This is a genomic window from Citrobacter sp. MGH104 (assembly GCF_001034485.1).
Lineage (GTDB): Bacteria > Pseudomonadota > Gammaproteobacteria > Enterobacterales > Enterobacteriaceae > Citrobacter > Citrobacter freundii.
This window is the reverse complement of the sequence record NZ_KQ089818.1, coordinates 2,640,651-2,662,831: the sequence shown is the minus strand read 5'-3', so window position 1 is coordinate 2,662,831 and position 22,181 is coordinate 2,640,651. Positions and strand designations below refer to the sequence as shown.

The following is a 22,181-nucleotide window of genomic DNA, read 5'->3' as shown; positions in this document are numbered from 1 at the left end:
TTTAACTCAGTGTATGGGTAACTTCCTGAATGTCCTGACCATCAAGCTCTCGTTCAAAGCTGCGCAGACGCTTATAAATAGACATCAGTTCCACTAACGTTGTCCAGGAGTTAATCAGATACTGGAACGAGCCGCGCACCTGGCCAAACACGTTGGTGATTTGCGTCATCAGGCCGAGCGTAATCGTACCGGCAACAATCGACGGAAACAGCAGGAACAAGCCGAAAACGTTATCAACCTGCAGGTAAAGAATACGGGCGATATTGAAGTACATATAGTGAAAATAGAGACGGAAGTAATTTTGGCGTACCGCATGAAACAGTTCACGCACCGTCGGTGGCGTCGCACGGTTGCCATCATCTTCGCCATAGACCAGTTCTTTACGATAGGCCGCTTCCACGCGCTGGTTTTTAAACTCCAGCCCAGGAAGTTTTATCCCGACCACGGCCAGCAAACCGGTTCCCATCAGCGACCAGACAATCGCGGCAATCACCAGGCCATAAGGCACATGTCCAACAATCGGCAGGTCAGGAACATGGGCAGAGAGCGTAACCAGTACAGGCAGGAAGGCAATCAGCGTCATAATCGCGTTGATAAAACTGACGCCCATATCTTCCAGCGTAGAAGCAAAACGCATGGTGTCCTCCTGCACACGCTGCGCTGCGCCTTCGATGTGACGCAAATGCTGCCAGTGCGCCATATAGTGTTCGTTCATCGCGGTACGCCAGCGGAACACGTAGTGGCTGACGAAGAAGTTGTTCATCACGCCAATGACCACGGCTATTAGCGCAATGCCGAGAAAAATGCCAACTTCATGATAGAACTGCTCAATCTTCACCTTGTGTGGTGTGCTGAGCGCAGTTTGAATTAGGTCATAAAATGGCGCGTACCAGGCGTTGACAGCGACGCCGACTTCAACCAGAAACCAGGTCACAAAAATAATCAGCGATGTGCCCAGAATAGACCAGTACTGCCAGCGGTGTGGGCTGTAGAGAAACCAGAACAGCGCGAACACTCCGACACAAAGAATGTAGTACGCATAAAAAATCAGATAATCCAACGACCAGAAACGCGCTGCGCTAATAGGTACGTCTCCCGACGCGCCGGTAATATGTGCAACCCAGGCTCCCCCACCTGCTTGCCAGAATACAACGGCGACAAATGCCCAAATAAATGCCGAAATAAAGAACGGCCCCGGCTTTGGGAAAAAAGACTTAAACATAGTGCTCTCCTGCTAACTTCTTATCGTTATGACGACTGCTGTGCATTTGCCACCGTGGAGTGCGGAGGCCAGACGGCTTACGCCCAAAAACACAAGCTGAAACCGAAAATTGTGACCAAAACCGAGGCACTTAGTTCGCACCTCGGTTATGAAGAATTGTTTCTGTGGTTTTCACACTCGACAACGTTCCAGTATGTGCAGATTATCACAGCGTGAGATCACAAAAGCGAACATCCGCAATCCAGGAAACTCCTACGTTTACTCATCGTTACGTTTTTCCCACTATCATTGGTTGATAAGCGCTTTGCAATACGCCGATGAGTAGTATAAATACGCATACGCACGACATCCTTTTTCACTTTCTCTAACTCATGGACACCACCGTTGAAACGTAGTCTGCTTTTTTCTGCCGCGCTGTGTGCGGCGTCATTGACATCAGTCCAGGCGGCACAGCCTATAACCGATCCGGTTTTCGCCTCCGATATCGTCGATCGTTATGCCGACCATATATTTTACGGCAGTGGTGCTACGGGGATGGCGCTCGTGGTGATTGATGGTAATCAGCGCGTATTTCGCAGCTTTGGCGAAACGCGTCCCGGTAACAACGTCCATCCACAGCTTGATTCCGTGATTCGAATTGCCTCAATCACTAAATTAATGACCAGCGAAATGTTGGTGAAATTGCTCGATCAGGGCACGGTCAAACTCAACGATCCATTGAGTAAATATGCACCTCCAGGTGCACGCGTGCCGACTTATCAGGGCACGCCGATTACGCTGGTGAATTTGGCGACGCATACCAGCGCGCTGCCGCGCGAACAGCCTGGCGGCGCGGCAAAGCGCCCGGTGTTTGTCTGGCCAACCCGCGAGCAGCGCTGGAGCTATCTCTCTACTGCCACGTTGAAAGCCGCACCGGGTTCACAGGCATCTTATTCCAACCTGGCGTTTGACCTGCTGGCCGATGCGCTGGGAGCGGCCTCTGGTAAGCCTTATCCGCAGCTGTTTGAAGAAAAAATCACCCGTCCGCTGGGGATGAAAGACACCACCTTTACCCCGTCCCCCGATCAATGCCGACGCCTGATGGTCGCGGAAAAAGGCGCCAGCCCCTGTAACAATACGCTGGCGGCAATGGGCAGCGGCGGTGTCTATTCTACGCCCGGCGATATGATGCGCTGGATGCAGCAGTATCTCTCTTCTGACTTTTATCATCGTAGCCAGCAGGCCGACCGGATGCAGACGCTGATTTATCAGCGTACGCAGTTAACTAAAGTGGTGGGAATGGATGTTCCAGGCAGAGCCGATGCGCTTGGTTTGGGCTGGGTCTACATGGCGCCGAAGAATGGCCGACCGGGAATTATTCAAAAAACCGGCGGCGGTGGTGGTTTCATCACCTATATGGCGATGATCCCACAACAAAACGTCGGTGCGTTTATCGTGGTGACCCGTTCTCCGCTAACCCGTTTTACCAATATGAGTGACGGTATCAACGATCTGGTTGCAGAGTTGAGCGGGAACAAACCGCAGGTTATTCCCGCATCCTGAGTTAATACTCAAAAGGCAAACGGTTAATGCTCACCAGTTTGCCTTTATTCATTTCAATGTAACCACCTTTACGCAAAGCCGCGAGAACCTCAGCGACAACCGAGCGGGAAATTCGCGTGCGTTGGTGAATATAGTTCATGACGCCGATACGCGAACGCAGTACGTCGTCCCATTTCATCATGGATATCAGCGTCGCGCGAATCTGATCGTAGGAGTTATTGCCGATCAACTGCAGATCTCGCAATTCAAGCATGGAATTTTGCCATGCCAACCAACAAAAAGCTTCACGCCAAAGCTGGCACTCTTCAATTATATTAATTGTTTGTGAGGCAGGTAGATGGTATCCCGTACAATCGCTTTCCGTGATTAATCTGTATTGTATATCTGTTTTCATCACGCCATCTGAAAGCCCCATAATAAATGGCGCCTGTGCAATACCGACCAGCACATTCTCCCCTCGCCTCAGGGAAATTACACCATTTAAAATGATAAAGGTATCGTCACTGTTTATATCACTGGAATAAATTATTTCTTTATCGTTATCACACTCAAAGTGTTTGCCATATTTCGACAAACATTTATCAAGCTTACCAAATTCCACAAGCGGTTTATTTGCAGACAACATCTGGGCATTCCTTGCAATAAATGCCCGTCAAATCCGTGACGGGCATTTTTCTGAGTTAGATTATCTTTTCTTTAACAACGAGAGATGTCTTACCAGGTATATTTAACGCCAACATTTGCAGACCAGTCTTGATCTACATCACCACCACCGAGGTAGTTAGCATCGGTGTAGGCGCTGAAGTTTTTGGTAAAGCTGAACTGAGTACCCAATCCAACACGTACCGCAGAACCTTCTACACCGTTGTCGATAGAATCGCCGTTTACGTCAGAATCGTTGTTAGAGTCGTCGTAAACGTAGGCCAGTTTGAAGTACGGAGTCAGCGCCTGATCTTCGCTATAGGCGAAGGTATAACCTGCATCTACACCGAGTTCATAGCGCATGCTGTCATAAGACTGACCGTCAACTTTCATGTCGTTGCTCAGCTTATAATCATCACCAGACTGGAACAGACCGGATACGCTGCCGTATGGCGTTACGTAGCCTGCGTCACCCAGCTTCAGGTCATAACCCAGTTTCAAGCCAAAGCCCCAGGCATCAGAAGAGGTGCTGCCATCAACATACTGACCGTTGCTCATGTTAGCAGACAGATCGTTGTTGAAGTGGGAGTAGCTTAAGTTACCGTCAACAAAGATGTTGTTGTCAAAGCGAGCAGAAGAGTAGATGTAGGCAGTCTGGCTATCCTGATCCACCTGACCGGTACGGTCGCTCATATCACCTTTCGCGAAGCCTGCTGCAGCACCGACAATCCACTTAGCGTTGTTACCATCAATTTTGGAATCAACACCAACCATGATGCCGTTAACATCCTGATCGTAGTTAATGGTGCCGTTATCTGCATCGAAGCTACCACCGAAGTAGCTTACCCATGCACCACCGTTATCAACCAGACCATGACGTGCGTTAGTCAGACGAGTACCAACGGTGTCTTGTTCCAGGTTCCAGATATTGGTGTTAGCAGACGGGATGCTCAGCGCCATGTTCGCGTAGTCTGTCAGTTCCATCTGCTGCAGAACAACGGTGTTACCCTGCTGCTGTGCCTGATAGGTGTAAGCACCGAGGTCAGCTTTGTTGGCTGCAGAGAAGGTCGCGTTGCTGTTCGTGTCGTTAACGTAGATCAGCTCGTTACCTTTGTAATCAGCAACAGAGCCTGCGCCGGTCGCGTTGTCGATACGCACTTTATAGTTACCGGTTGCTGCCGCGACATGGTCACCGTAGTTATCAACTTCAGACTGATCGCCTGAGGTGTCGGAATCGCCGTTACCGTTGATAGTCAGATGACCATCAGAGTTCATCGCGATCACGCCATAACCGTAGTTAGCCTGGGTCGTATCGTTGGTACGATCGTTGGTCAGGTCAGCATTCAGTACATAGTTAGTGCTGTTGATGTCGAAAACACCCGCATTAACATGGTTGTAAGCGTCGGTGTAGCTGGTCAGATTCAGCGTATCAACCTGCAGTGCATCACCTGTGCTGTTACCCACATCCAGAACACCGTTGTTGGTAACGTTGATGGTGTTGGCATACAGTGCAGCACTTCCTACACTCCAGCCAGCAGCAACATCATCAGCAATTGTGACGGTACTGTTGTCAATAGACAGGGTATCGGTCGCAACATGACCATCTTCGTTGATGTTCAGTGCAGAACCACCGGTCAGGCCAATAGTGTCGGAGATCAGGGTAGAATCACCCACGTTGACGACGGAACCGCTGTTGATGCTCAGGGTATCAATCAGAGACGTTTTGGTGGTATCCCACTGTGAAGCGCCGTTCAGCGTGACGTTGAACAGACCACTCTGGTAAACAGCGTTGCCAACCACATGACCATTTTCGTCATAAGAGGTCGTGTCGCTATCAATACCGTAGGTTGAATCTGGCCACAGGCTGTTAGCGGTGATGTCGATCAGCGTAGCGGTGGCTTCAGTACCCGCAGCGTAGCTGTCATAAACACCGTCACCATCAACATCAACCTGATGTACGGACATGGCCGCGCCAACCCACTTGCTGCCGTTGTTCAGAGTCAGATCGAGACGGTCAGTACCATCCCATCCGTTGGTATCCAGATCGGCATCGGTATCACGATAAGTATCAGCACCGTTCGGGAAGAAGTTCTCGTCAAAGTTGCTGGAGAACAGCACATCGCCCATCAGCGTGGAATTATTAAACGTGGCGCTGGTCTGCATCGCGTTATCAGCATTCGGATGAGCAATAACCGCTAATGCGACATCATTAGCGTTCCAGCCGTTACCGTTGTAGTCGCTCGCATTGCTGGTGTTGCCAAACCAACCGGAGGTACCTTCATCAGACCATGAGCCAGAGGTCAAGGTAGAATCGGTAACAACAATGGTGTTGTTAAACACTTCGCCGCTATTTACGCCAGTGCTGACGGTATTATCGTCAATATCTTCCCACTCATAACCCTGAGTCAGCGTAATACCCGCAACGTGAGAGTTGTTGGAGATAGACAGATCAACTTCTTGATCCAGCGTGATAGCCGTCCCCAGGTTATAAACGTCGACAACGTGCGTGTCAGCCGCGTCATTATACGTACCGTTGTAGGTATAATGTTCGTAGTTGTCATCAATCGTTGAGTTGATAACGTTCATCGCCAGACGATCGTAGTAGTAGTCGGTACCTGTACGGTTAGTACAATCCGTGGTCATACATTCGGATGTCACCATACCATGAATGGTACTGTTTTTAATCGTCAGGCTGTTGTTATTGGTGTTAGTAGACAGCCCATCATCCAGATAATAAGTAGAAATAACGCCGTTGACAGTAGCGTTATTGATTACCGGATAAATATCACCGTTATAAATACTATCGGTGTCGTAATTGTTCCACCCGACATATCCATCGTAATAGACGCCATCAGCATAAGATGCATCATTATAATGGGTAAACGTTGTGTAGGCGGTCCCAGAGATATCAGTAGAAGCATTCGCCTGAGAAGTGATTGCCAAAGTGCAAGCTAATGCTAATTGTGAGACTACGAGTTTCTTTTTCCAAGTGTGCATTTGTCATCCCTCCTCAGGGACGTAATATAGTTGATCCATCAATTATCAATGCAAAGAAAACATTTTATGTTTCGCAGGGACGATTATGCGGTTTCATTAAGGAAAGGTTCAATTATTCTTTGCCCGTTGTCCGAAAACGGACAACGTAATAAATCCAAGTTACGCCATTTAAGAAATATAAAAACCAACACTTTCAATCAATTAAAAGCTAACCAACATTCAAATCATACAATTCACTAATGAATCAGAACGCAAACAAATATATAGCTAATAAATAAACAAAATCTATACGCCACGCTATAAAAGCAAACACATAGATATTTAAAATAATAAAAAAATAATAAACAAAATAATGAATATAAATAAATTGCTATGCTTGTGAATAAATTGTGCTAATGATTCATCCCTTCGTTACAGGAAATCCAGATATAACGCCAACTTTCGTAAACCACACGCCCTCAGGTTCGGGTATACTACGGCCTTCGATTCCACAAACATCAGGCATACCATGACAGACCTAATCCAACGCCCTCGCCGCCTGCGCAAATCTCCCGCGCTGCGCGCTATGTTTGAAGAGACAACACTCAGCTTAAATGACCTGGTGTTGCCGATCTTTGTTGAAGAAGAACTCGACGATTACAAAGCTATCGACGCCATGCCAGGCGTGATGCGTATTCCAGAGAAGCACCTGGCGCGCGAAATTGAACGCATTGCTAGTGCTGGCATCCGCTCGGTGATGACTTTCGGCATTTCCCACCATACGGATGACACCGGTAGCGATGCCTGGAAAGAAGACGGCCTGGTGGCGCGCATGTCGCGTATCTGCAAACAGACCGTGCCGGAAATGATCGTCATGTCCGACACCTGCTTCTGCGAATACACCTCACACGGCCACTGCGGCGTGTTATGCGATCACGGCGTGGATAACGATTTAACCCTTACCAACCTCGGCAAGCAGGCGGTGGTTGCCGCCGCAGCGGGTGCGGACTTCATCGCACCTTCCGCCGCAATGGATGGTCAGGTACAGGCGATTCGCCAGGCGCTGGACGCCGCGGGCTTCACCGATACCGCTATCATGTCCTACTCCACTAAGTTTGCCTCATCTTTTTACGGCCCATTCCGTGAAGCCGCGGGCACCGCGCTGAAAGGCGATCGTAAAACCTATCAGATGAACCCGATGAACCGTCGGGAAGCGATTCGCGAATCGCTGCTGGATGAAGCCCAGGGCGCAGACTGCCTGATGGTCAAACCGGCTGGCGCATACCTCGATATTCTGCGTGATATCCGCGAGCGCACCGAGCTGCCGATTGGCGCTTATCAGGTCAGCGGTGAATACGCGATGATCAAATTCGCGGCGCTGGCGGGGGCTATAGATGAAGAGAAAGTGGTGCTGGAAAGCTTAGGGTCGATCAAACGCGCTGGCGCGGATCTGATCTTCAGCTACTTCGCACTGGATCTGGCTGAGAAAAAAATTCTGCGTTAATAACGCCTAACCGGGCCTACAGGTCGTAGGCCCGGCAAGTGAAGCGTCTCCGGTAATCATCACGCCCGATAAAACGGCTTATCTCCCAGAATCGTTGCCCGATGCATAATGCGCCGCTGCGGCAGATAATCCGCATTCGCATAATGCTGCGTCACGCGATTATCCCAAATCGCCACATCGTTGGGCTGCCAGCGCCAGCGCACCTGAAACTCCGGTTTGGTGATATGCGCGAACAAAAAGCTCAGTAACGCCTCGCTCTCTTTTTCCGTGACATCAACAATTCGCGTGGTAAATCCTTCATTCACGAACAGCGCCTGCTTCCCGCTCACCGGATGCGTGCGCACCACCGGATGCAGCAACGGTGGATGTTTAGCGACGGCCTCCAGCCAGCGCAGGTGCTCCTCTGGGGTCTTGCGATATTTATATTCCTGAAATGATTTACGGAAATCATGCTCTGCCCGCAGGCCACTCAGCAACTGACGGAACGGCTCAGACAATGCTTCATAAGCGGCAATCCCACTGGTCCACAGGGTGTCGCCCCCGGTTGATGGCAGCTCTTTCGCCGCTAAAATCGCCCCGGCAGGCGGTGTGTCGATAAAGGTGACATCGGTGTGCCAGTTGTCGTTATCCGGCGGATTATCGTTATGGGTATCCAGCACGATAATTTCTTCTACTCCTTCGGCATGCGGATAGACCGGGTGAATATGCAGATCGCCAAAACGCAGCGCCAGCGCCCGCTGTTGTTGCGGCGTAATCACCTGCTCGCGCAGAAACACCACCTGGTGGCGCAATACCGCATGATAAAGCTGTTCAAACTGATTATCGCTCAGCGGACGCGCCAAATCCGCACCGGAAATTTGTGCGCCAATATACGGCCCCAGCGGGGTTATGCTCAGACGTTCACTCATGGTACTTCTCCATGCCAGGGCGTCAGACGGCGCTGAAGCGCACGCAGACCCAGTTCTAAAATAAACGCGATAACAGCAATCACCGCGATCCCCGCCAGCACCACATCCGTTGCCAGAAACTCACCGGCAGACTGGACCATAAATCCTAAGCCTCGCGTGGCGGCAATCAGCTCTGCGGCCACCAGCGTCGACCAGCCCACCCCAAGTCCGATACGTAATCCGGTGAGGATCTCAGGTAATGCCCCCGGCAAAATAACAAACCACAGCACCTGCGCACGGCTGGCTCCCAGCGATTGCGCGGCGCGCACTCTCACCTGCTGCGCACTTTTCACTCCCGCCAGCGCCGACATCGCTACAGGGGCAAAAATCGCCAGATAGATAAGCAAGATCTTGGAGGTTTCACCGATGCCAAACCAAATGACCATCAGCGGTAGATAGGCCAGGGGCGGAACCGGACGATACAGCTCAATGATCGGATCGAGAATGCCGCGCATCGTCGGACTCAGCCCCATAGCGATTCCAACCGGAACGCCCAGCAGCACCGCCGCCAGCAGCGCGATAACAATACGTGTCAGACTCGCCGCCAGATGCTGCCACAGCGTGGCATCCATAAATCCCTGCGGACCGGCAATAACGATCAGCTTTTGTAAAACCTGTCCCGGTGGCGGTAAAAACAGCGGACTGACTAACTGCAGCGCCGCCACCGTCCACCACAAAGCCAAAATGACGGCCAACGTACCAAGGCTTAAGGTAATCTGCCGCGAGAACGGCCAGCGCCAGTTGAGCGCGCGCTGGCGACGGGGTTTATCATTAATCACCACGCTCATGAAAATGCCTCCCGTTGTTCAAAGACTCGACCTAACACGTACTCGCGCATGGCGATAAACTGCGGATCGGACTTAATGCTGCGACTCGACTCTCCAGCCACAAAGCGACGGGCGAAATTCAGCGGCAGACGCTCCAGTACCCGGCCAGGGCCTGGCGACAGCAATACCAGCTCTGTCGCCATAAACACCGCTTCTTCAATATCGTGCGTAATCAACAGCACCTGTTTGCCAGTCTCATGCCACAGCTTCAGCAGCAGGGTTTGCATCTGCTCACGAGTAAAGGCGTCGAGCGCGCCAAAAGGTTCATCCAGCAACAACAACTGTGGATTGGCCGCCAGCGCCCGCGCAATGCCGACGCGCTGCCGCTGTCCACCGGAAAGCTGCCAGATAAAGCGTTTGCCCGCGTCTTCCAGCCCGACTTTCTGCAACATCTCCAGGGCAATACGCTGACGCTGTGGTTTATCCACCCCCGCCAGCTGCAGACCAAAAGCCACGTTGTCCTGCACGTTACGCCAGGGCAGCAGACCTTCATTCTGGAACACGACCCCGCGATCTGCCCCCGGACCATCAACCCTGTTACCCGCCAGCGTGATGCTGCCATGCTGATACGGCACAAATCCGGCAATCAGATTTAACAATGTGGTTTTCCCGCTACCGGAAGGTCCGAGTACCACCAGCAGCTCACCGCTATCGAGCGTCAGGTTGATATCCTCCAGCGCCGGTTTTCCACCGTAGCTGGCGGCAAGATGAGAGATTTGCAGCATCAGCGCCTCCTTATTTATTGCACGAAGCGATCGGTCACATACTGGCTGTAATCCGTCGCAACAGCGGGGACTTTGCCCTGCTCTTTGAGGAACTGCGCGGTGTCGATAATGGCTTTGTTCACCGGTCCGGTCAGTTCGGCAGTCTGCTGTTGCGGCGTCAGGTAAGTATTACCTTTCACCAGTCCCGGCACATCCGCTTCCGGCACGCCGCTTAAACGCGACAATTTGCTGATATTCTCCGGCTGCTTCAGCCACTCATCGGGATTAGCGATATAAGGTTGCTGCGCATCGATAGCGCTTTTGGCAAAGGCTTTCACCACCTCAGGATGCTTCTCTGCAAAATCTTTGCGTACCACCCACACGTCTAGCGTCGGTGCGCCCCACTCACCAACCTGCGATGAGTCGGTTAACACCTTGCCGTCTTTTTCCAGCGCATTGACCGCAGGAGCCCAGACGTACGCGCCGTCAATATCCCCGCGCTGCCATGCGGCAATAATCGCAGGTGGTTGCAGGTTCACAATCTCCACCTGACCGGGTTTAATCCCCCAGTGTTTCAACGCCGCCAGTAGGCTGTAATGGGTGGTGGAGATAAACGGCACCGCAATGCGTTTGCCAATCAAATCTTCCGGTTTACTGATGTTTTTCTTCACCACTAGTGCCTCGGAGTTACCAAGCTTTGACGCCAGCAGAAAAACTTCAATGGGTACTTGCTGACTGGCGGCGACCGCCAGCGGGCTGGAGCCAAGATTACCGATCTGCACGTCGCCGGAGGCTAGCGCCCGGACGATGCTCGCGCCGCTGTCGAATTTGCGCCAGTCAACGGTAGCGCCGCTCTCTTTGGCAAAAGTATTATCCGCCTGCGCCACTTTGGCGGGTTCGGCGGAGGTCTGATAAGCGACGGTTACGTTCACCGCCTGCGCCTGAAATGCGATGAATGCCAGTGCACCGAGAAGTGCGTTACGCGATGAAATAGCCATGATTGTCTGCTCCCCTGTCTTGTTATGGAGGCAGTATTTCGTTGCGGCACAATTTGATAAAGGAATTAAAAATTCTGGCTAAGAACAAAGCGTTTTTAGAAAAAAAGCGGCAATAGTTAGCGATTTTGCTCATTACAGATGGAATTCGTAGGCCTGATAAGCGCAGCGCCATCAGGCACTGTTGCCGGATGGCGGCGCAAGCGCCTTATCCGGCCTACAACACCCGGCAAATTATTGCGATTTTGTTACATTCGTTACATAACTACACCTGGATGATTGCCAGCGCGGCGCTGACCGGCATCATAGACGCCATTATCAGGCAAGAGAGTAAAATCATGATTCATGTTGTGCTGGTGGATGACCATGTGGTGGTGCGTTCCGGCTTTGCGCAATTACTCAGTCTCGAAGACGATCTCAACGTTACCGGTCAGTACAGCAGCGCAGCGGAGGCCTGGCCTGCACTTCTGCATGATGACGTCAACGTTGCGGTGATGGATATCGCCATGCCGGATGAAAATGGTCTGAGCCTGTTAAAACGACTGCGGGCACAGAAGCCCGGTTTTCGCGCCATCATTCTCAGCATCTATGACTCACCCACGTTTGTGCAAAGTGCGCTGGATGCCGGCGCCAGTGGCTACCTGACCAAACGCTGCGGACCAGAGGAGCTGGTGCAGGCGGTACGATCGGTCGGTATGGGCGGGCATTACCTGTGCGCCGATGCGCTGCGGGCGCTACGCGGCGGCGAACAGCCCGCGCAGGTACTGGAAGTACTGACCCCACGCGAGCGCGAAGTGTTTGAGCTGTTGGTCAAAGGCGACAGCGTAAAAGAGATCGCCTTCAAGCTCGACCTCAGCCACAAGACGGTGCACGTTCATCGGGCGAACGTGCTGGGCAAACTGCAATGCCACAGCACCATCGATCTGGTGCATTTTGCCCTCGAACACCAGCTATTAACGGGGCATTAATGTCGCGTAGCCTTCGGCATTGGGTTATTTCTCTGTTTATTCTGCTGGCCTGGGGATCGGGCTGGTTGATGCTGTGGACGCTGGGGTTTTACCTGACCCACAACGGCCAGCAGGCGGCGCTGTTCCTGCCACACGGCGTCTATCTCGCGCTGCTCATCCTGCTTTCTCGCCGTTACTGGCCCGCGCTGGTATTGCCGCCGGTGCTGATGTTGTTCTGGCTGCACAGTGAGCAATTATTGAATGGCTATATCCTGCTGGCTGCGCCGTTAATTAGTCTGATTCCGGCGAGCATCGGCCAGTCATACTGGCACCGCTTCCCCCTTTACTGGCAGCGCTTAACGCTGCTGCTGGCCGCGGTGACGATCACCTCATTGCTCAATACCGCCCTGCTTTCACCGTTTATCCAAAGTCCGGCAACGTTAATTGGCCTGGCGTCATTTACCGGCGGCGTGCTGCTGACGCCGTTTGTCTATCTGATCTATGAATTTCTGCGCCAGCAGCACCGCTATCATTTGCTCGGATTGGATACCACCAATCCCCCGCTGCGCACCTCGCTTATCATCTGGTGCAGCCTGTTTTTTATTATTGGCATCGGCACCCAGATGGTGTTGTCGCCGGAGATCGAGCGCCTGTTGCTGATCGTGGTGTTCTTACCGAACGTGGTGATGGCGTGGAAATTTGGCTGGCAGGGCGGCGTGTTGTCCGGATTGCTCGGCAGTATGATGATCACCATCGCCCGGCAAATCGGCGTCGGGTTCAGTAATTTACTGGAGCTGGAGATTTTCCTCGCCACCCAGGCGCTGCTCGGCATAGGGCTGGGGATCGCCATCAGCCGCCAGCAGCATCTGGCGCAAAACCTGCACCATTATCGCCAGCGTCTGGAAACTGAACTGGCGGCGCGTCGCGCGCTGACCGAACAGCTGATCCGCACCGAAGAAAACACGCGCAAAAGCCTGGCGCGGGAACTGCACGACGAAATTGGTCAGAACATCACCGCCATTCAAATTCAATCACAACTGGTCAAACGCGCACCGGGTCGCGAGCAAACGCTTGAGGCGGCAAATCAGATCAACGACCTGGCCCGGCGTATTCACCACTCCACCCGCCAGCTGCTGCGCCAGCTGCGCCCACCCGCGCTCGATGAACTGTCTTTTAAAGATGCACTACATCATCTGGTGAATGAATTTGCTTTTGCTGAACGGGGTATTCGCTGTCGCTTTGATTATCAGCTAGAGAATACGCCAGAAAACGAAACGGTGCGCTTCACGCTGTATCGCCTGTTGCAGGAGTTACTCAATAACGTCTGTAAACATGCCGATGCCAGCGATGTGTCGATTACGCTGCGCCAGCAGGAACAGCGCTTGTTTCTGGACGTCGCTGACAACGGCGTGGGTATTCTGCCGGAAAAAATTCCCGGTTTCGGTATCCAGGGAATGCGTGAGCGGGTCAGCGCTCTTGGCGGCGAACTGACGCTCGAATCAAACGGCGGCACGCGGGTAATTGTTAACCTGCCCACAAATTTGCAACAAATCAGCCGCTAACCAGGAAAAAGTCTTAGCCACTCTGGACTTTCTCTCATCCTCTTTTGCTTTCACTTTCCTATAGTCAGCACAAACGGAGACAGCCATGCACGCACGCCCAGCCAGCGAAACAGACCAACAATACCGGGCGCTACGCCCTCGGCTGCTGATGTGTATGGTCATTGGCTATGCCGCGTTTTATCTGACGCGCAAAAGCGTTAACTACGTCCTCCCGGCGCTACAAACGGACCTCGGTCTGGATAAAGGCGATATCGGTCTGTTGGGGTCGCTGTTTTACCTGACCTATGGTCTGTCGAAATTTACCGCCGGCCTGTGGCACGACAGCCACGGACAACGCGCATTTATGGGCATTGGCCTTTTCGCCACCGGTGTTTTGAATGTGCTGTTCGCCTTTGGTGAATCGCTGACGCTACTGCTGGTGGTCTGGACGCTGAACGGATTTTTTCAGGGCTGGGGCTGGCCGCCCTGCGCCCGACTACTGACCCACTGGTACTCGCGCAACGAACGCGGATTCTGGTGGGGCTGCTGGAATATGTCGATCAACATTGGTGGGGCAGTTATCCCGCTGATTAGCGCCTTTGCCGCCCACTGGTGGGGCTGGCAGGCAGCGATGCTGGCACCGGGGATTATCAGCATGGCGTTAGGCATTTGGCTCACTCTGCAACTGAAAGGCACGCCCCGGGAAGAGGGATTACCGACGGTTGGGGAATGGCGGCATGACCCGCTGGAGCTGCGTCAGGAACAGCAAAGTCCGCCGATGGGGCTATGGCAAATGTTACGTACCACCATGCTGAAAAACCCGATGATCTGGCTGCTCGGCGTGTCGTATGTATTGGTCTATTTGATCCGCATTGCGCTCAACGACTGGGGCAACATCTGGCTGACGGAAAGCCACGGCGTGAATCTGCTCAGCGCCAATGCCACGGTGATGCTGTTTGAAGTTGGCGGTTTGCTGGGGGCGCTGTTTGCTGGATGGGGATCGGATCTGCTGTTCAGCGGTCAGCGTGCGCCGATGATTTTGCTGTTCACGCTGGGGCTGATGGTCTCCGTCGCCGCGCTGTGGCTGGCGCCGGTGCACCACTACGCGCTACTGGCAATGTGTTTCTTTACGGTGGGCTTTTTTGTGTTTGGCCCACAGATGCTAATTGGCCTCGCGGCAGTGGAGTGCGGACACAAAGCGGCAGCAGGTTCAATTACCGGTTTTCTCGGGCTGTTTGCCTATCTGGGGGCCGCGCTGGCGGGTTGGCCACTGTCGCTGGTCATAGAACACTACGGCTGGTCGGGAATGTTCAGTTTGCTCTCGGTCGCCGCTGTCTTTATGGGTTTATTGCTGATGCCACTGCTCATTGCAGGCATTACCCCTTCTCTCAGTCAAAGGATAAAACAATGAAACTGACGCTTACCTCTACACTAATTGCCTCCGCTCTGACGCTGGCAGCCTTCAGTAACGCAGCTCAGGCGCAGGGCCGTCTGGTGGTGTATTGCAGCGCCACTAACGAGATGTGCGAAACCGAAACCAAAGCCTTCGGTGAAAAATATGATGTGAAAACCTCATTCATTCGCAACGGTTCGGGCAGTACGCTGGCGAAAGTGGATGCCGAGAAGAAAAATCCGCAGGCGGATGTCTGGTACGGCGGTACGCTGGATCCGCAGTCCCAGGCCGGGGAAATGGGCCTGCTGCAGCCGTATAAATCACCCAATCTCGAACAGATCATGGAGAAATTCCGCGATCCCGCGAAGGTGAAAGGCAATCTCTCCTCAGCGGTTTACGTCGGTATTCTGGGCTTTGGCGTCAATACCCAGCGCCTGAAAGAGAAAAACCTGCCGGTGCCAAAATGCTGGAAGGATCTGACCAAACCGGAATACAAAGGTGAAATCCAGATTGCTGACCCGCAAAGCTCCGGTACCGCCTATACCGCGTTGGCGACTTTTGCCCAGCTGTGGGGTGAAGATCAGGCCTTTGACTACCTGAAACAGCTCAACGCCAACGTCTCTCAATACACTAAATCAGGCATTGCCCCAGCGCGTAACGCCGCCCGTGGCGAAACGGCGATTGGCATTGGCTTCCTGCACGACTACTCGCTGGAAAAAGAACAGGGCGCACCGCTGGAGCTAATTTCACCGTGCGAAGGTACTGGCTATGAGATCGGCGGCGTTAGCATTCTGAAAGGCGCGCGCAACCTCGATAACGCCAAACTGTTCGTTGACTGGGTACTGTCAAAAGATGCCCAGGAACTGGCGTGGAAGAAAGGTAAGTCCTATCAGATCCTGACCAACACCACCGCCGAGACGTCTCCTAACTCGCTGAAGCTCGACGACCTGAAACTTATCAATTACGACATGGATAAGTACGGCTCGACCGACGTGCGTAAAGCGTTGATCAATAAGTGGGTCAGCGAAGTGAAGATGGGTAAATAAGCCTACATCGGCGATCATTTGCCGGGTGCGGTGTAAATACCGCATCCGGCCTGGAATACCGGAACCGCTATGTCACACACACTTGCACTCCATCCCGTGAAAAAACGGGATGCGATATTTCTTTGGGTTTTGCTTGGCTGGCTGGCGTTTGCCCTGTTGCCAAGCTGGAGCCTGGACTACGGTCTGCTGGAGTCGACAGGCGAGGAAATACTCGCTGCCTACGGCTGGTCACAGTTCAATATCAGTTGGTTATGGTATCTGCTGCCGAGCCTGCTACTGGTGCGCCCGTTCCATGAGGCCAGGCGCGAACAGCGCGGCCGCCATTATCTTGATGCGGGCTGGGCTTTTTTCTGTATGGCGTTTATCGTCGCCAGCGCGACTCTTGAGGGGCGCGGCTTAGGCTATGCCACCATTGTGTTGTTTGTGGCACTTGGCGCGATCATGACCCTGGCGCTCACCCGTCTGGAATGGCTGGGCGGCGACCGTTTCGTCATCGGTTCGCTCACCGCGATTGTCGCGCTAATCGGTATTTTTATCGTCTGGCCGAGTATCGCTATTTTTATTCCGATGTTCACCAACGACGCCGGGGAATTTGCCCCGCTGGCGTTTATGAATGTGCTGTCGCAGGCACATATCATTCAGGTGATCCTCAACTCGATTATGCTGTCGATTGCCGTCGGCGTCGGCTGTACCTTCTTTGGTCTGGTACTGGCTATCTATACTACCCGTATCGCCAGACGCAGCGCCATAATCGGACGTATCTTCTCGATTTTGCCGATCGTCACCCCGCCGTTTGTCGTGGGTTTAGGCGTCACGCTGATGATGGGACGCTCCGGCTACATCACCGAATTTATGGTCGAATGGTTTGGCTTAACCAACACCAACTGGCTGTACGGTTTTACCGGCATCTGGCTGGCGCAGGTGCTGGCCTTCACTCCGATGGCGTTTATGATCCTCGACGGAGCAATCAAAACCATTCATCCGTCGCTGGAAGAAGCATCATACACCCTGCGTGCCAGCCACTGGCAGACCTTTAACGGCGTGTTTGTCCCGCTGCTGAAACCAGCGCTGGCGAACGCCTTTTTGATTGTGGTTGTGCAGTCGCTGGCTGACTTCAGTAACCCGCTGGTGCTCGGCGGAAACTTCGACGTGCTGGCAACGCAAATCTACTTCTACATCACTGGTTCGCAGCTCGACTACCAGGCCGCCAGTACGCTGGGTGCCTTCCTGCTGCTGTTCTCGCTGCTGGTGTTCTGCGTGCAATATATGTGGATTGGTAAACGCTCATACGTCACCGTTTCCGGTAAATCCTACCGGGGCGACGTGCAGCCGTTACCTGTGACGCTGGTATGGAGCGTGGTCGCGCTGCTGGCGGTGTGGATTGCCTTTAACGCCCTGCTGTACGGCAGCATTTTCTACGGCAGTTTCACCGTTAACTGGGGCGTGGACTACACCCTGACGTTAGCGAACTTTACCAAACTGTTCGGTCAGGGGATGAGCGACGGCGCATGGCCTTCACTGCTCGACACCCTGCTCTACGCCGGTATTGCCGCGCCGATCACCGCCATCTTCGGCCTGCTGATCGCCTGGGTAGTCGTGCGCCAGCAGTTTAAGGGCAAAAAGACCATCGAGTTCACCACCATGCTGTGCTTTGCCGTTCCAGGCACCGTCGCGGGCGTATCGTACATTCTGGCCTTTAACAGCGCCCCGGTTTACCTCACTGGTACGGCGGCGATTGTCATTATCTCGATGGTAATGCGTAACGTCCCGGTCGGTATTCGGGCGGGTATCGCGGGCTTAGGCCAGATCGATAAATCACTGGATGAAGCCTCGCTCAGCCTGCGCGCCGGTTCGCTGCGTACCATTACGCATATCCTGCTGCCGCTGCTACGCCCGGCGATCCTTTCGGCGCTGATTTACAGCTTTGTGCGCGCCATTACCACCGTCAGCGCCATTGTGTTCCTCGTCACGCCGGATACCCGCGTAGCGACGGCCTACATCCTTAACCGCGTGGAAGACGGCGAATACGGTGTGGCGATTGCCTACGGTTCCATTCTGATCGTGGTGATGCTGGCGATTATTTTCATCTTTGACTGGCTGATCGGTGAATCACGTACCTCCCGTTCAAAAGCCAAAAACCAGGCGTAATGGAGCGCACTATGACTCAGAAAAATTTCGTTGAACTGCGCAACGTCACCAAACGATTTGGCAGTAATACGGTAATCGACAATATCAACCTCACCATCCCGCAGGGGCAAATGGTGACGCTGCTCGGCCCGTCCGGTTGTGGCAAAACCACCATTTTGCGCCTGGTCGCCGGGCTGGAAAAACCGAGCGAAGGGCAGATTTTCATTGATGGCGAAGACGTCACCCATCGCTCAATTCAGCAGCGTGATATCTGTATGGTGTTTCAGTCCTATGCCCTGTTCCCGCATATGTCGCTGGGAGAGAACGTTGGTTACGGCCTGAAGATGCTCGGCGTGTCCCGCGCTGAGGTGAAAACCCGTGTCAAAGAGGCACTGGCGATGGTCGATCTGGAAGGATTCGAAGAGCGCTATGTTGATCAGATCTCCGGCGGTCAGCAGCAGCGCGTAGCGCTGGCCCGTGCGTTGATCCTCAAGCCGAAAGTGCTGCTGTTTGATGAGCCGTTGAGTAACCTCGACGCCAACCTGCGTCGCAGCATGCGCGACAAGATCCGCGAACTGCAAAAGCAGTTTGATATCACCTCGCTGTACGTCACCCACGATCAGAGCGAAGCCTTTGCGGTTTCCGATACCGTGCTGGTGATGAACAAGGGGCACATCATGCAGATCGGTTCACCGCAGGATCTATACCGCCAGCCCGCCTCGCGCTTTATGGCAAGTTTTATGGGTGACGCCAACCTGTTCCCGGCCACCTTCGGTGACCAATACGTTGATATCTACGGCTACCACCTGCCGCGCCCGCTGCACTTTGATACGCAAGGCGAAGGCATGGTCGGCGTGCGCCCGGAAGCGATCACGCTTAGCGATCGCGGCGAAGAGAGTCAGCGCTGCGTGATCCGCCACGTGGCCTATATGGGCCCCCAGTATGAAGTCACGGTGGAATGGCACGGGCAGGAGATCTTATTGCAGGTCAACGCTACGCGTTTACAGCCGGACGTAGGCGAGCAGTATTATCTCGAAATCCATCCGTACGGCATGTTTGTTCTGGCGGATGCGGCATAACGTTTTGTGGCTTTGTAGGCCGGATAAGGCGCTTGTGCCACCATCCGGCAATGCCTGATGCGCTGCGCTTATCAGGCCTACATTGAACGATGTAGGCCCGATAAACTCTCAGCTTCGCGCTTTTAGCGCGGCAATATCTTTCGGCGTGGTGCGACAGCACCCGCCAATCAACCGTGCGCCAGCGGCCTGCCACTGCGGCAGATAATCCGCCAGATGCGAACAATGCTCACCGTGATGATGCCAGGTTTTGCTCACGGCATCATACTGCTCGCCCGAGTTCGGATACACCACCAGCGGCAGCGCCGTTAAACTGTGTAAATGCTGCAACGCAGCGGTGGTGTTTTCCAGCGCAATGCAGTTAATACCTAGCGCCACCACCTGCGGATAATCCGCCAGCAACGCAACCACGTCACGCAGCGGCGTACCGTCGCTCAGGTGCTCGCTGTCGCGCAGGGTAAATGAGAACCACGCCCGCGCACGCGGATATGCAGTCAATAACTCAGCCAGCGCGCTAATTTCGGCAAAATTTGGCAGGGTTTCACAGGCCAGAAGATCGGCCCCGGCATCCAGCAAGGCTTCCACGCGCGGGCGGTGAAACGCCTGAAACTCTTCAGCGCTACGTTGGTAATCACCACGGTATTCAGAACCATCCGCCAGATACGCGCCGTAAGGCCCGACCGATCCTGCTACCAGCAGCGTGCCCGCCTGCGGGTTCTCTGCCAGATACGCTTCGCGGGCTTTACGCGCCAGCTCCACGCTTTTGCCAATCAGCACTTTCGACTGCGCTTCATCCAGATCTCGCGCGGCAAAGCCCGCCGGCGTCGCCTGATAGCTGGCGGTGATCGCGCACTGCGCCCCCGCCCGGTAGTAATCGAGATGGACTTCGCGGATAAGCTCCGGATTTTCGACCAGCACTTTGGCTGACCACAGACTATCGGCTAAGTTACAGCCACGCGCTTCCAGCTCCGTCGCCATCGCACCATCGAGCAGCAGGAAATCCTGTTTATCGAGGATGGCGCTTAACGGATTATTCTGCGACATGTTCGGGCTCCTGTTTGGTTTTACGCGGTTGAGTAAGGAAATAAGCACCATAACACACTGCCACAAACGGTAACCCGCACCACAGCGCAATTCTCTGCGCTGGATCGAATGCCAGCCCGACACAAGCCACCAGGCACAGCACAAATCCCAGTACCGGCACCAGCGGATACCACGGCGCGCGATAATGCAATTCACTCAATGCCTTACCCTGCTGCAGATGACGGCGGCGAAAGACGAAGTGTGAAGCGCAAATGCTCAGCCACACCGCCACCACCGCAAACCCGGAGATTGCCGACAGCGCGACAAATACCGTATCCGGGGCCACCACGCTGGAAAACAGCGCCAGTACACCACCGAGCATACTGACCGACAGCGCCGTCAGCGGCACGCCGTTTTTCGTTACTCGCGCAAAACAGGCCGGTAGCGTACGTTCATTCGACAGCGACCACAGCATGCGCCCGGAGGCATACAGCCCGGAGTTCGCCGCGGATAGAATAGCCGTCAGGATCACGAAGTTAAAAATATCGGCGGCGTAAGGAATACCCACCTTCTCAAACACCAGCACAAACGGGCTTTTCTCCACGCCCGCCTGCTGCATCGGGATCAGCGCCGCCAGCACAAACACGGTGCCGATAAAGAAAATAATCAGTCGCGCGATAGTGGTACGAATCGCTACCGGAATGACCTTGCGCGGGTTTTCTGTTTCTCCGGCGGCAATACCGATAAGCTCGGTTCCCGAAAAAGCAAAATTCACCGCCACCATCGTCATCAGGATCGGTAAGCCACCGTGTGGGAACCAGCCTTCCGCCGTGATATTACTCAGTCCAGGCGCGGGCGAGCCATCCTGCATCGGGATAAAACCAAAAATCGCCGCCCCGCCGAGGATGATAAAGGCGATGATAGTGACCACTTTTACCAGCGAGAACCAGAACTCCCCTTCGGCAAAAAAGCGCGTGGAGATGACGTTCAGGCCAAAAATAATCGCGCAGAACACCACACACCAGACCCAAACCGGCACCTGTGGAAACCAGTACTGCATACAGAATCCGGCGGCGGTAAAACTCGAACCCAGCGCTACAGTCCAGGTCAGCCAGTAGAGCCAGGCCACGGTATATCCCGTTGCGGGGCCGAGATAACGCGCAGCATAGACGTGAAACGCCCCGGTCTCCGGCATCGCGACCGACAGCTCACCCAGACACTGCATAACCAACCAGACCACCAGCGCGCCAATCAGATAAGCCAGCAGCGTTCCCGCCGCCCCGGTAGTGGAGATGATGTACCCGGTATTGAAGAATAACCCTGTGCCAATCACGCCGCCTAAGGAGAGCATTATCAGGTGACGCGTTTTCATTGTGCGCTTCAGTGGCGCATTTTGTTGTGTTGTTTGCATATAACCTTCTAAACGTATGGACATCTAAACATCCAAAGAAGGTTTGTTATACCGCGTTTGTTAACAGAATGCAAAGTCAACCCTGCACCAGGCGCAGATGCCCGCGCCGGGCGCTTAATATCGGATGGGGATTAATAATCAAATACAAAAAGGGCCGCCAGCTCATAACGCCTCCGTTGCCAGGCTTTATGTAAACTCTGGCAACGTCCTCACCGACTGGCGTTCACCCGGAAGTGGGAACCGTATCTCCCAGCTCAT

At 53.7% G+C, this 22,181-nt stretch carries 17 protein-coding genes; 8 read left to right on the top strand and 9 right to left on the bottom strand.

What is annotated here, in order from left to right; all coding sequences use genetic code 11:
• Nucleotide 1: 1 nt before the first annotated feature.
• Complete coding sequence (gene sbmA / locus SK34_RS12460) at nucleotides 2-1,222, bottom strand: peptide antibiotic transporter SbmA (RefSeq protein WP_044699333.1); 1,221 nt, start codon at nucleotides 1,220-1,222, stop codon at nucleotides 2-4.
• 384 nt (nucleotides 1,223-1,606) lie between these two features.
• Between sbmA and ampH the strand changes: the two genes are divergently transcribed.
• Nucleotides 1,607-2,764: a D-alanyl-D-alanine-carboxypeptidase/endopeptidase AmpH gene (gene ampH / locus SK34_RS12455; RefSeq protein ID WP_003021428.1), complete on the top strand. Its 1,158-nt coding sequence runs from the start codon at nucleotides 1,607-1,609 to the stop codon at nucleotides 2,762-2,764.
• 1 nt (nucleotide 2,765) lies between these two features.
• On the opposite strand, the gene iprA is transcribed toward ampH, so the two are convergent.
• Nucleotides 2,766-3,389, bottom strand: a complete 624-nt coding sequence (iprA, locus tag SK34_RS12450) for a hydrogen peroxide resistance inhibitor IprA (protein ID WP_003847633.1) — start codon at nucleotides 3,387-3,389, stop codon at nucleotides 2,766-2,768.
• A gap of 89 nt (nucleotides 3,390-3,478) precedes the next feature.
• Nucleotides 3,479-6,403, bottom strand: coding sequence for an autotransporter adhesin EhaB (gene ehaB, locus SK34_RS12445; RefSeq protein WP_048233156.1), 2,925 nt, complete (start codon nucleotides 6,401-6,403; stop codon nucleotides 3,479-3,481).
• A 508-nt stretch (nucleotides 6,404-6,911) separates the two neighbouring features.
• On the opposite strand from ehaB, the gene hemB reads away from it, so the two are divergent.
• Nucleotides 6,912-7,886, top strand: a complete 975-nt coding sequence (gene hemB, locus SK34_RS12440) for a porphobilinogen synthase (RefSeq protein ID WP_048233154.1) — start codon at nucleotides 6,912-6,914, stop codon at nucleotides 7,884-7,886.
• Between the two features lie 59 nt (nucleotides 7,887-7,945).
• Here hemB and tauD read toward each other — a convergent pair whose 3' ends face one another.
• The 4 genes from tauD to tauA are packed head-to-tail and all read right to left on the bottom strand — an operon-like array spanning nucleotide 7,946 to nucleotide 11,362.
• Nucleotides 7,946-8,794, bottom strand: coding sequence for a taurine dioxygenase (tauD, locus tag SK34_RS12435; protein ID WP_003021417.1), 849 nt, complete (start codon nucleotides 8,792-8,794; stop codon nucleotides 7,946-7,948).
• Nucleotides 8,791-9,621: a taurine ABC transporter permease TauC gene (gene tauC, locus SK34_RS12430; protein ID WP_048233153.1), complete on the bottom strand. Its 831-nt coding sequence runs from the start codon at nucleotides 9,619-9,621 to the stop codon at nucleotides 8,791-8,793. Before tauC ends, tauD begins: the two co-directional genes overlap by 4 nt.
• A complete protein-coding gene (gene tauB / locus SK34_RS12425) occupies nucleotides 9,618-10,385 on the bottom strand; it encodes a taurine ABC transporter ATP-binding subunit (RefSeq protein WP_048233151.1) in 768 nt (255 codons plus the stop codon). The genes tauC and tauB overlap by 4 nt, the downstream gene beginning before the upstream one ends.
• A gap of 14 nt (nucleotides 10,386-10,399) precedes the next feature.
• Nucleotides 10,400-11,362, bottom strand: a complete 963-nt coding sequence (tauA, locus tag SK34_RS12420; protein ID WP_003021410.1) for a taurine ABC transporter substrate-binding protein — start codon at nucleotides 11,360-11,362, stop codon at nucleotides 10,400-10,402.
• Nucleotides 11,363-11,697: 335 nt separating this feature from the next.
• Here tauA and SK34_RS12415 point away from each other — a divergent pair, with 335 nt between their 5' ends.
• The 6 genes from SK34_RS12415 (at nucleotide 11,698) to fbpC (ending at nucleotide 19,492) form a co-directional block, all read left to right on the top strand.
• Entirely contained in the window at nucleotides 11,698-12,327 is a 630-nt protein-coding gene (locus SK34_RS12415; RefSeq protein ID WP_046669947.1) for a response regulator transcription factor, read from the top strand.
• The gene (locus SK34_RS12410) at nucleotides 12,327-13,868 is read left to right on the top strand and encodes an MASE1 domain-containing sensor histidine kinase (protein WP_046669802.1); all 1,542 of its coding nucleotides are present in this window, start codon (nucleotides 12,327-12,329) and stop codon (nucleotides 13,866-13,868) included. Before SK34_RS12415 ends, SK34_RS12410 begins: the two co-directional genes overlap by 1 nt.
• An 85-nt stretch (nucleotides 13,869-13,953) precedes the next feature.
• Nucleotides 13,954-15,258 (top strand): MFS transporter family glucose-6-phosphate receptor UhpC, encoded by a 1,305-nt coding sequence (gene uhpC / locus SK34_RS12405; RefSeq protein WP_044714438.1) that lies wholly within the window; start codon nucleotides 13,954-13,956, stop codon nucleotides 15,256-15,258.
• Nucleotides 15,255-16,286 (top strand): ABC transporter substrate-binding protein, encoded by a 1,032-nt coding sequence (locus SK34_RS12400; protein WP_003021397.1) that lies wholly within the window; start codon nucleotides 15,255-15,257, stop codon nucleotides 16,284-16,286. The genes uhpC and SK34_RS12400 overlap by 4 nt, the downstream gene beginning before the upstream one ends.
• Nucleotides 16,287-16,355: 69 nt before the next feature.
• Nucleotides 16,356-18,434, top strand: coding sequence for an ABC transporter permease (locus SK34_RS12395; protein WP_048233150.1), 2,079 nt, complete (start codon nucleotides 16,356-16,358; stop codon nucleotides 18,432-18,434).
• A gap of 11 nt (nucleotides 18,435-18,445) precedes the next feature.
• A complete protein-coding gene (gene fbpC / locus SK34_RS12390; RefSeq protein WP_003021390.1) occupies nucleotides 18,446-19,492 on the top strand; it encodes a ferric ABC transporter ATP-binding protein in 1,047 nt (348 codons plus the stop codon).
• A gap of 108 nt (nucleotides 19,493-19,600) precedes the next feature.
• On the opposite strand, the gene mmuM is transcribed toward fbpC, so the two are convergent.
• Both mmuM and mmuP read right to left on the bottom strand, forming a co-directional pair.
• Nucleotides 19,601-20,533, bottom strand: a complete 933-nt coding sequence (gene mmuM / locus SK34_RS12385; RefSeq protein ID WP_048233148.1) for a homocysteine S-methyltransferase — start codon at nucleotides 20,531-20,533, stop codon at nucleotides 19,601-19,603.
• Nucleotides 20,520-21,923 (bottom strand): S-methylmethionine permease, encoded by a 1,404-nt coding sequence (gene mmuP, locus SK34_RS12380; RefSeq protein ID WP_046669946.1) that lies wholly within the window; start codon nucleotides 21,921-21,923, stop codon nucleotides 20,520-20,522. Before mmuP ends, mmuM begins: the two co-directional genes overlap by 14 nt.
• Nucleotides 21,924-22,181: the final 258 nt, after the last annotated feature.

Excerpts from the sequence above, each read along its gene's own strand:
- sbmA (WP_044699333.1), bottom strand. The coding sequence starts at position 1,222 with ATGTTTAAGTCTTTTTTCCCAAAGCCGGGGCCGTTCTTTATTTCGGCA.
- iprA (WP_003847633.1), bottom strand. The coding sequence starts at position 3,389 with ATGTTGTCTGCAAATAAACCGCTTGTGGAATTTGGTAAGCTTGATAAA.
- ehaB (WP_048233156.1), bottom strand. The coding sequence starts at position 6,403 with ATGCACACTTGGAAAAAGAAACTCGTAGTCTCACAATTAGCATTAGCT.
- hemB (WP_048233154.1), top strand. The coding sequence starts at position 6,912 with ATGACAGACCTAATCCAACGCCCTCGCCGCCTGCGCAAATCTCCCGCG.
- tauD (WP_003021417.1), bottom strand. The coding sequence starts at position 8,794 with ATGAGTGAACGTCTGAGCATAACCCCGCTGGGGCCGTATATTGGCGCA.
- tauC (WP_048233153.1), bottom strand. The coding sequence starts at position 9,621 with ATGAGCGTGGTGATTAATGATAAACCCCGTCGCCAGCGCGCGCTCAAC.
- tauB (WP_048233151.1), bottom strand. The coding sequence starts at position 10,385 with ATGCTGCAAATCTCTCATCTTGCCGCCAGCTACGGTGGAAAACCGGCG.
- tauA (WP_003021410.1), bottom strand. The coding sequence starts at position 11,362 with ATGGCTATTTCATCGCGTAACGCACTTCTCGGTGCACTGGCATTCATC.
- SK34_RS12415 (WP_046669947.1), top strand. The coding sequence starts at position 11,698 with ATGATTCATGTTGTGCTGGTGGATGACCATGTGGTGGTGCGTTCCGGC.
- SK34_RS12410 (WP_046669802.1), top strand. The coding sequence starts at position 12,327 with ATGTCGCGTAGCCTTCGGCATTGGGTTATTTCTCTGTTTATTCTGCTG.
- uhpC (WP_044714438.1), top strand. The coding sequence starts at position 13,954 with ATGCACGCACGCCCAGCCAGCGAAACAGACCAACAATACCGGGCGCTA.
- SK34_RS12400 (WP_003021397.1), top strand. The coding sequence starts at position 15,255 with ATGAAACTGACGCTTACCTCTACACTAATTGCCTCCGCTCTGACGCTG.
- SK34_RS12395 (WP_048233150.1), top strand. The coding sequence starts at position 16,356 with ATGTCACACACACTTGCACTCCATCCCGTGAAAAAACGGGATGCGATA.
- fbpC (WP_003021390.1), top strand. The coding sequence starts at position 18,446 with ATGACTCAGAAAAATTTCGTTGAACTGCGCAACGTCACCAAACGATTT.
- mmuM (WP_048233148.1), bottom strand. The coding sequence starts at position 20,533 with ATGTCGCAGAATAATCCGTTAAGCGCCATCCTCGATAAACAGGATTTC.
- mmuP (WP_046669946.1), bottom strand. The coding sequence starts at position 21,923 with ATGCAAACAACACAACAAAATGCGCCACTGAAGCGCACAATGAAAACG.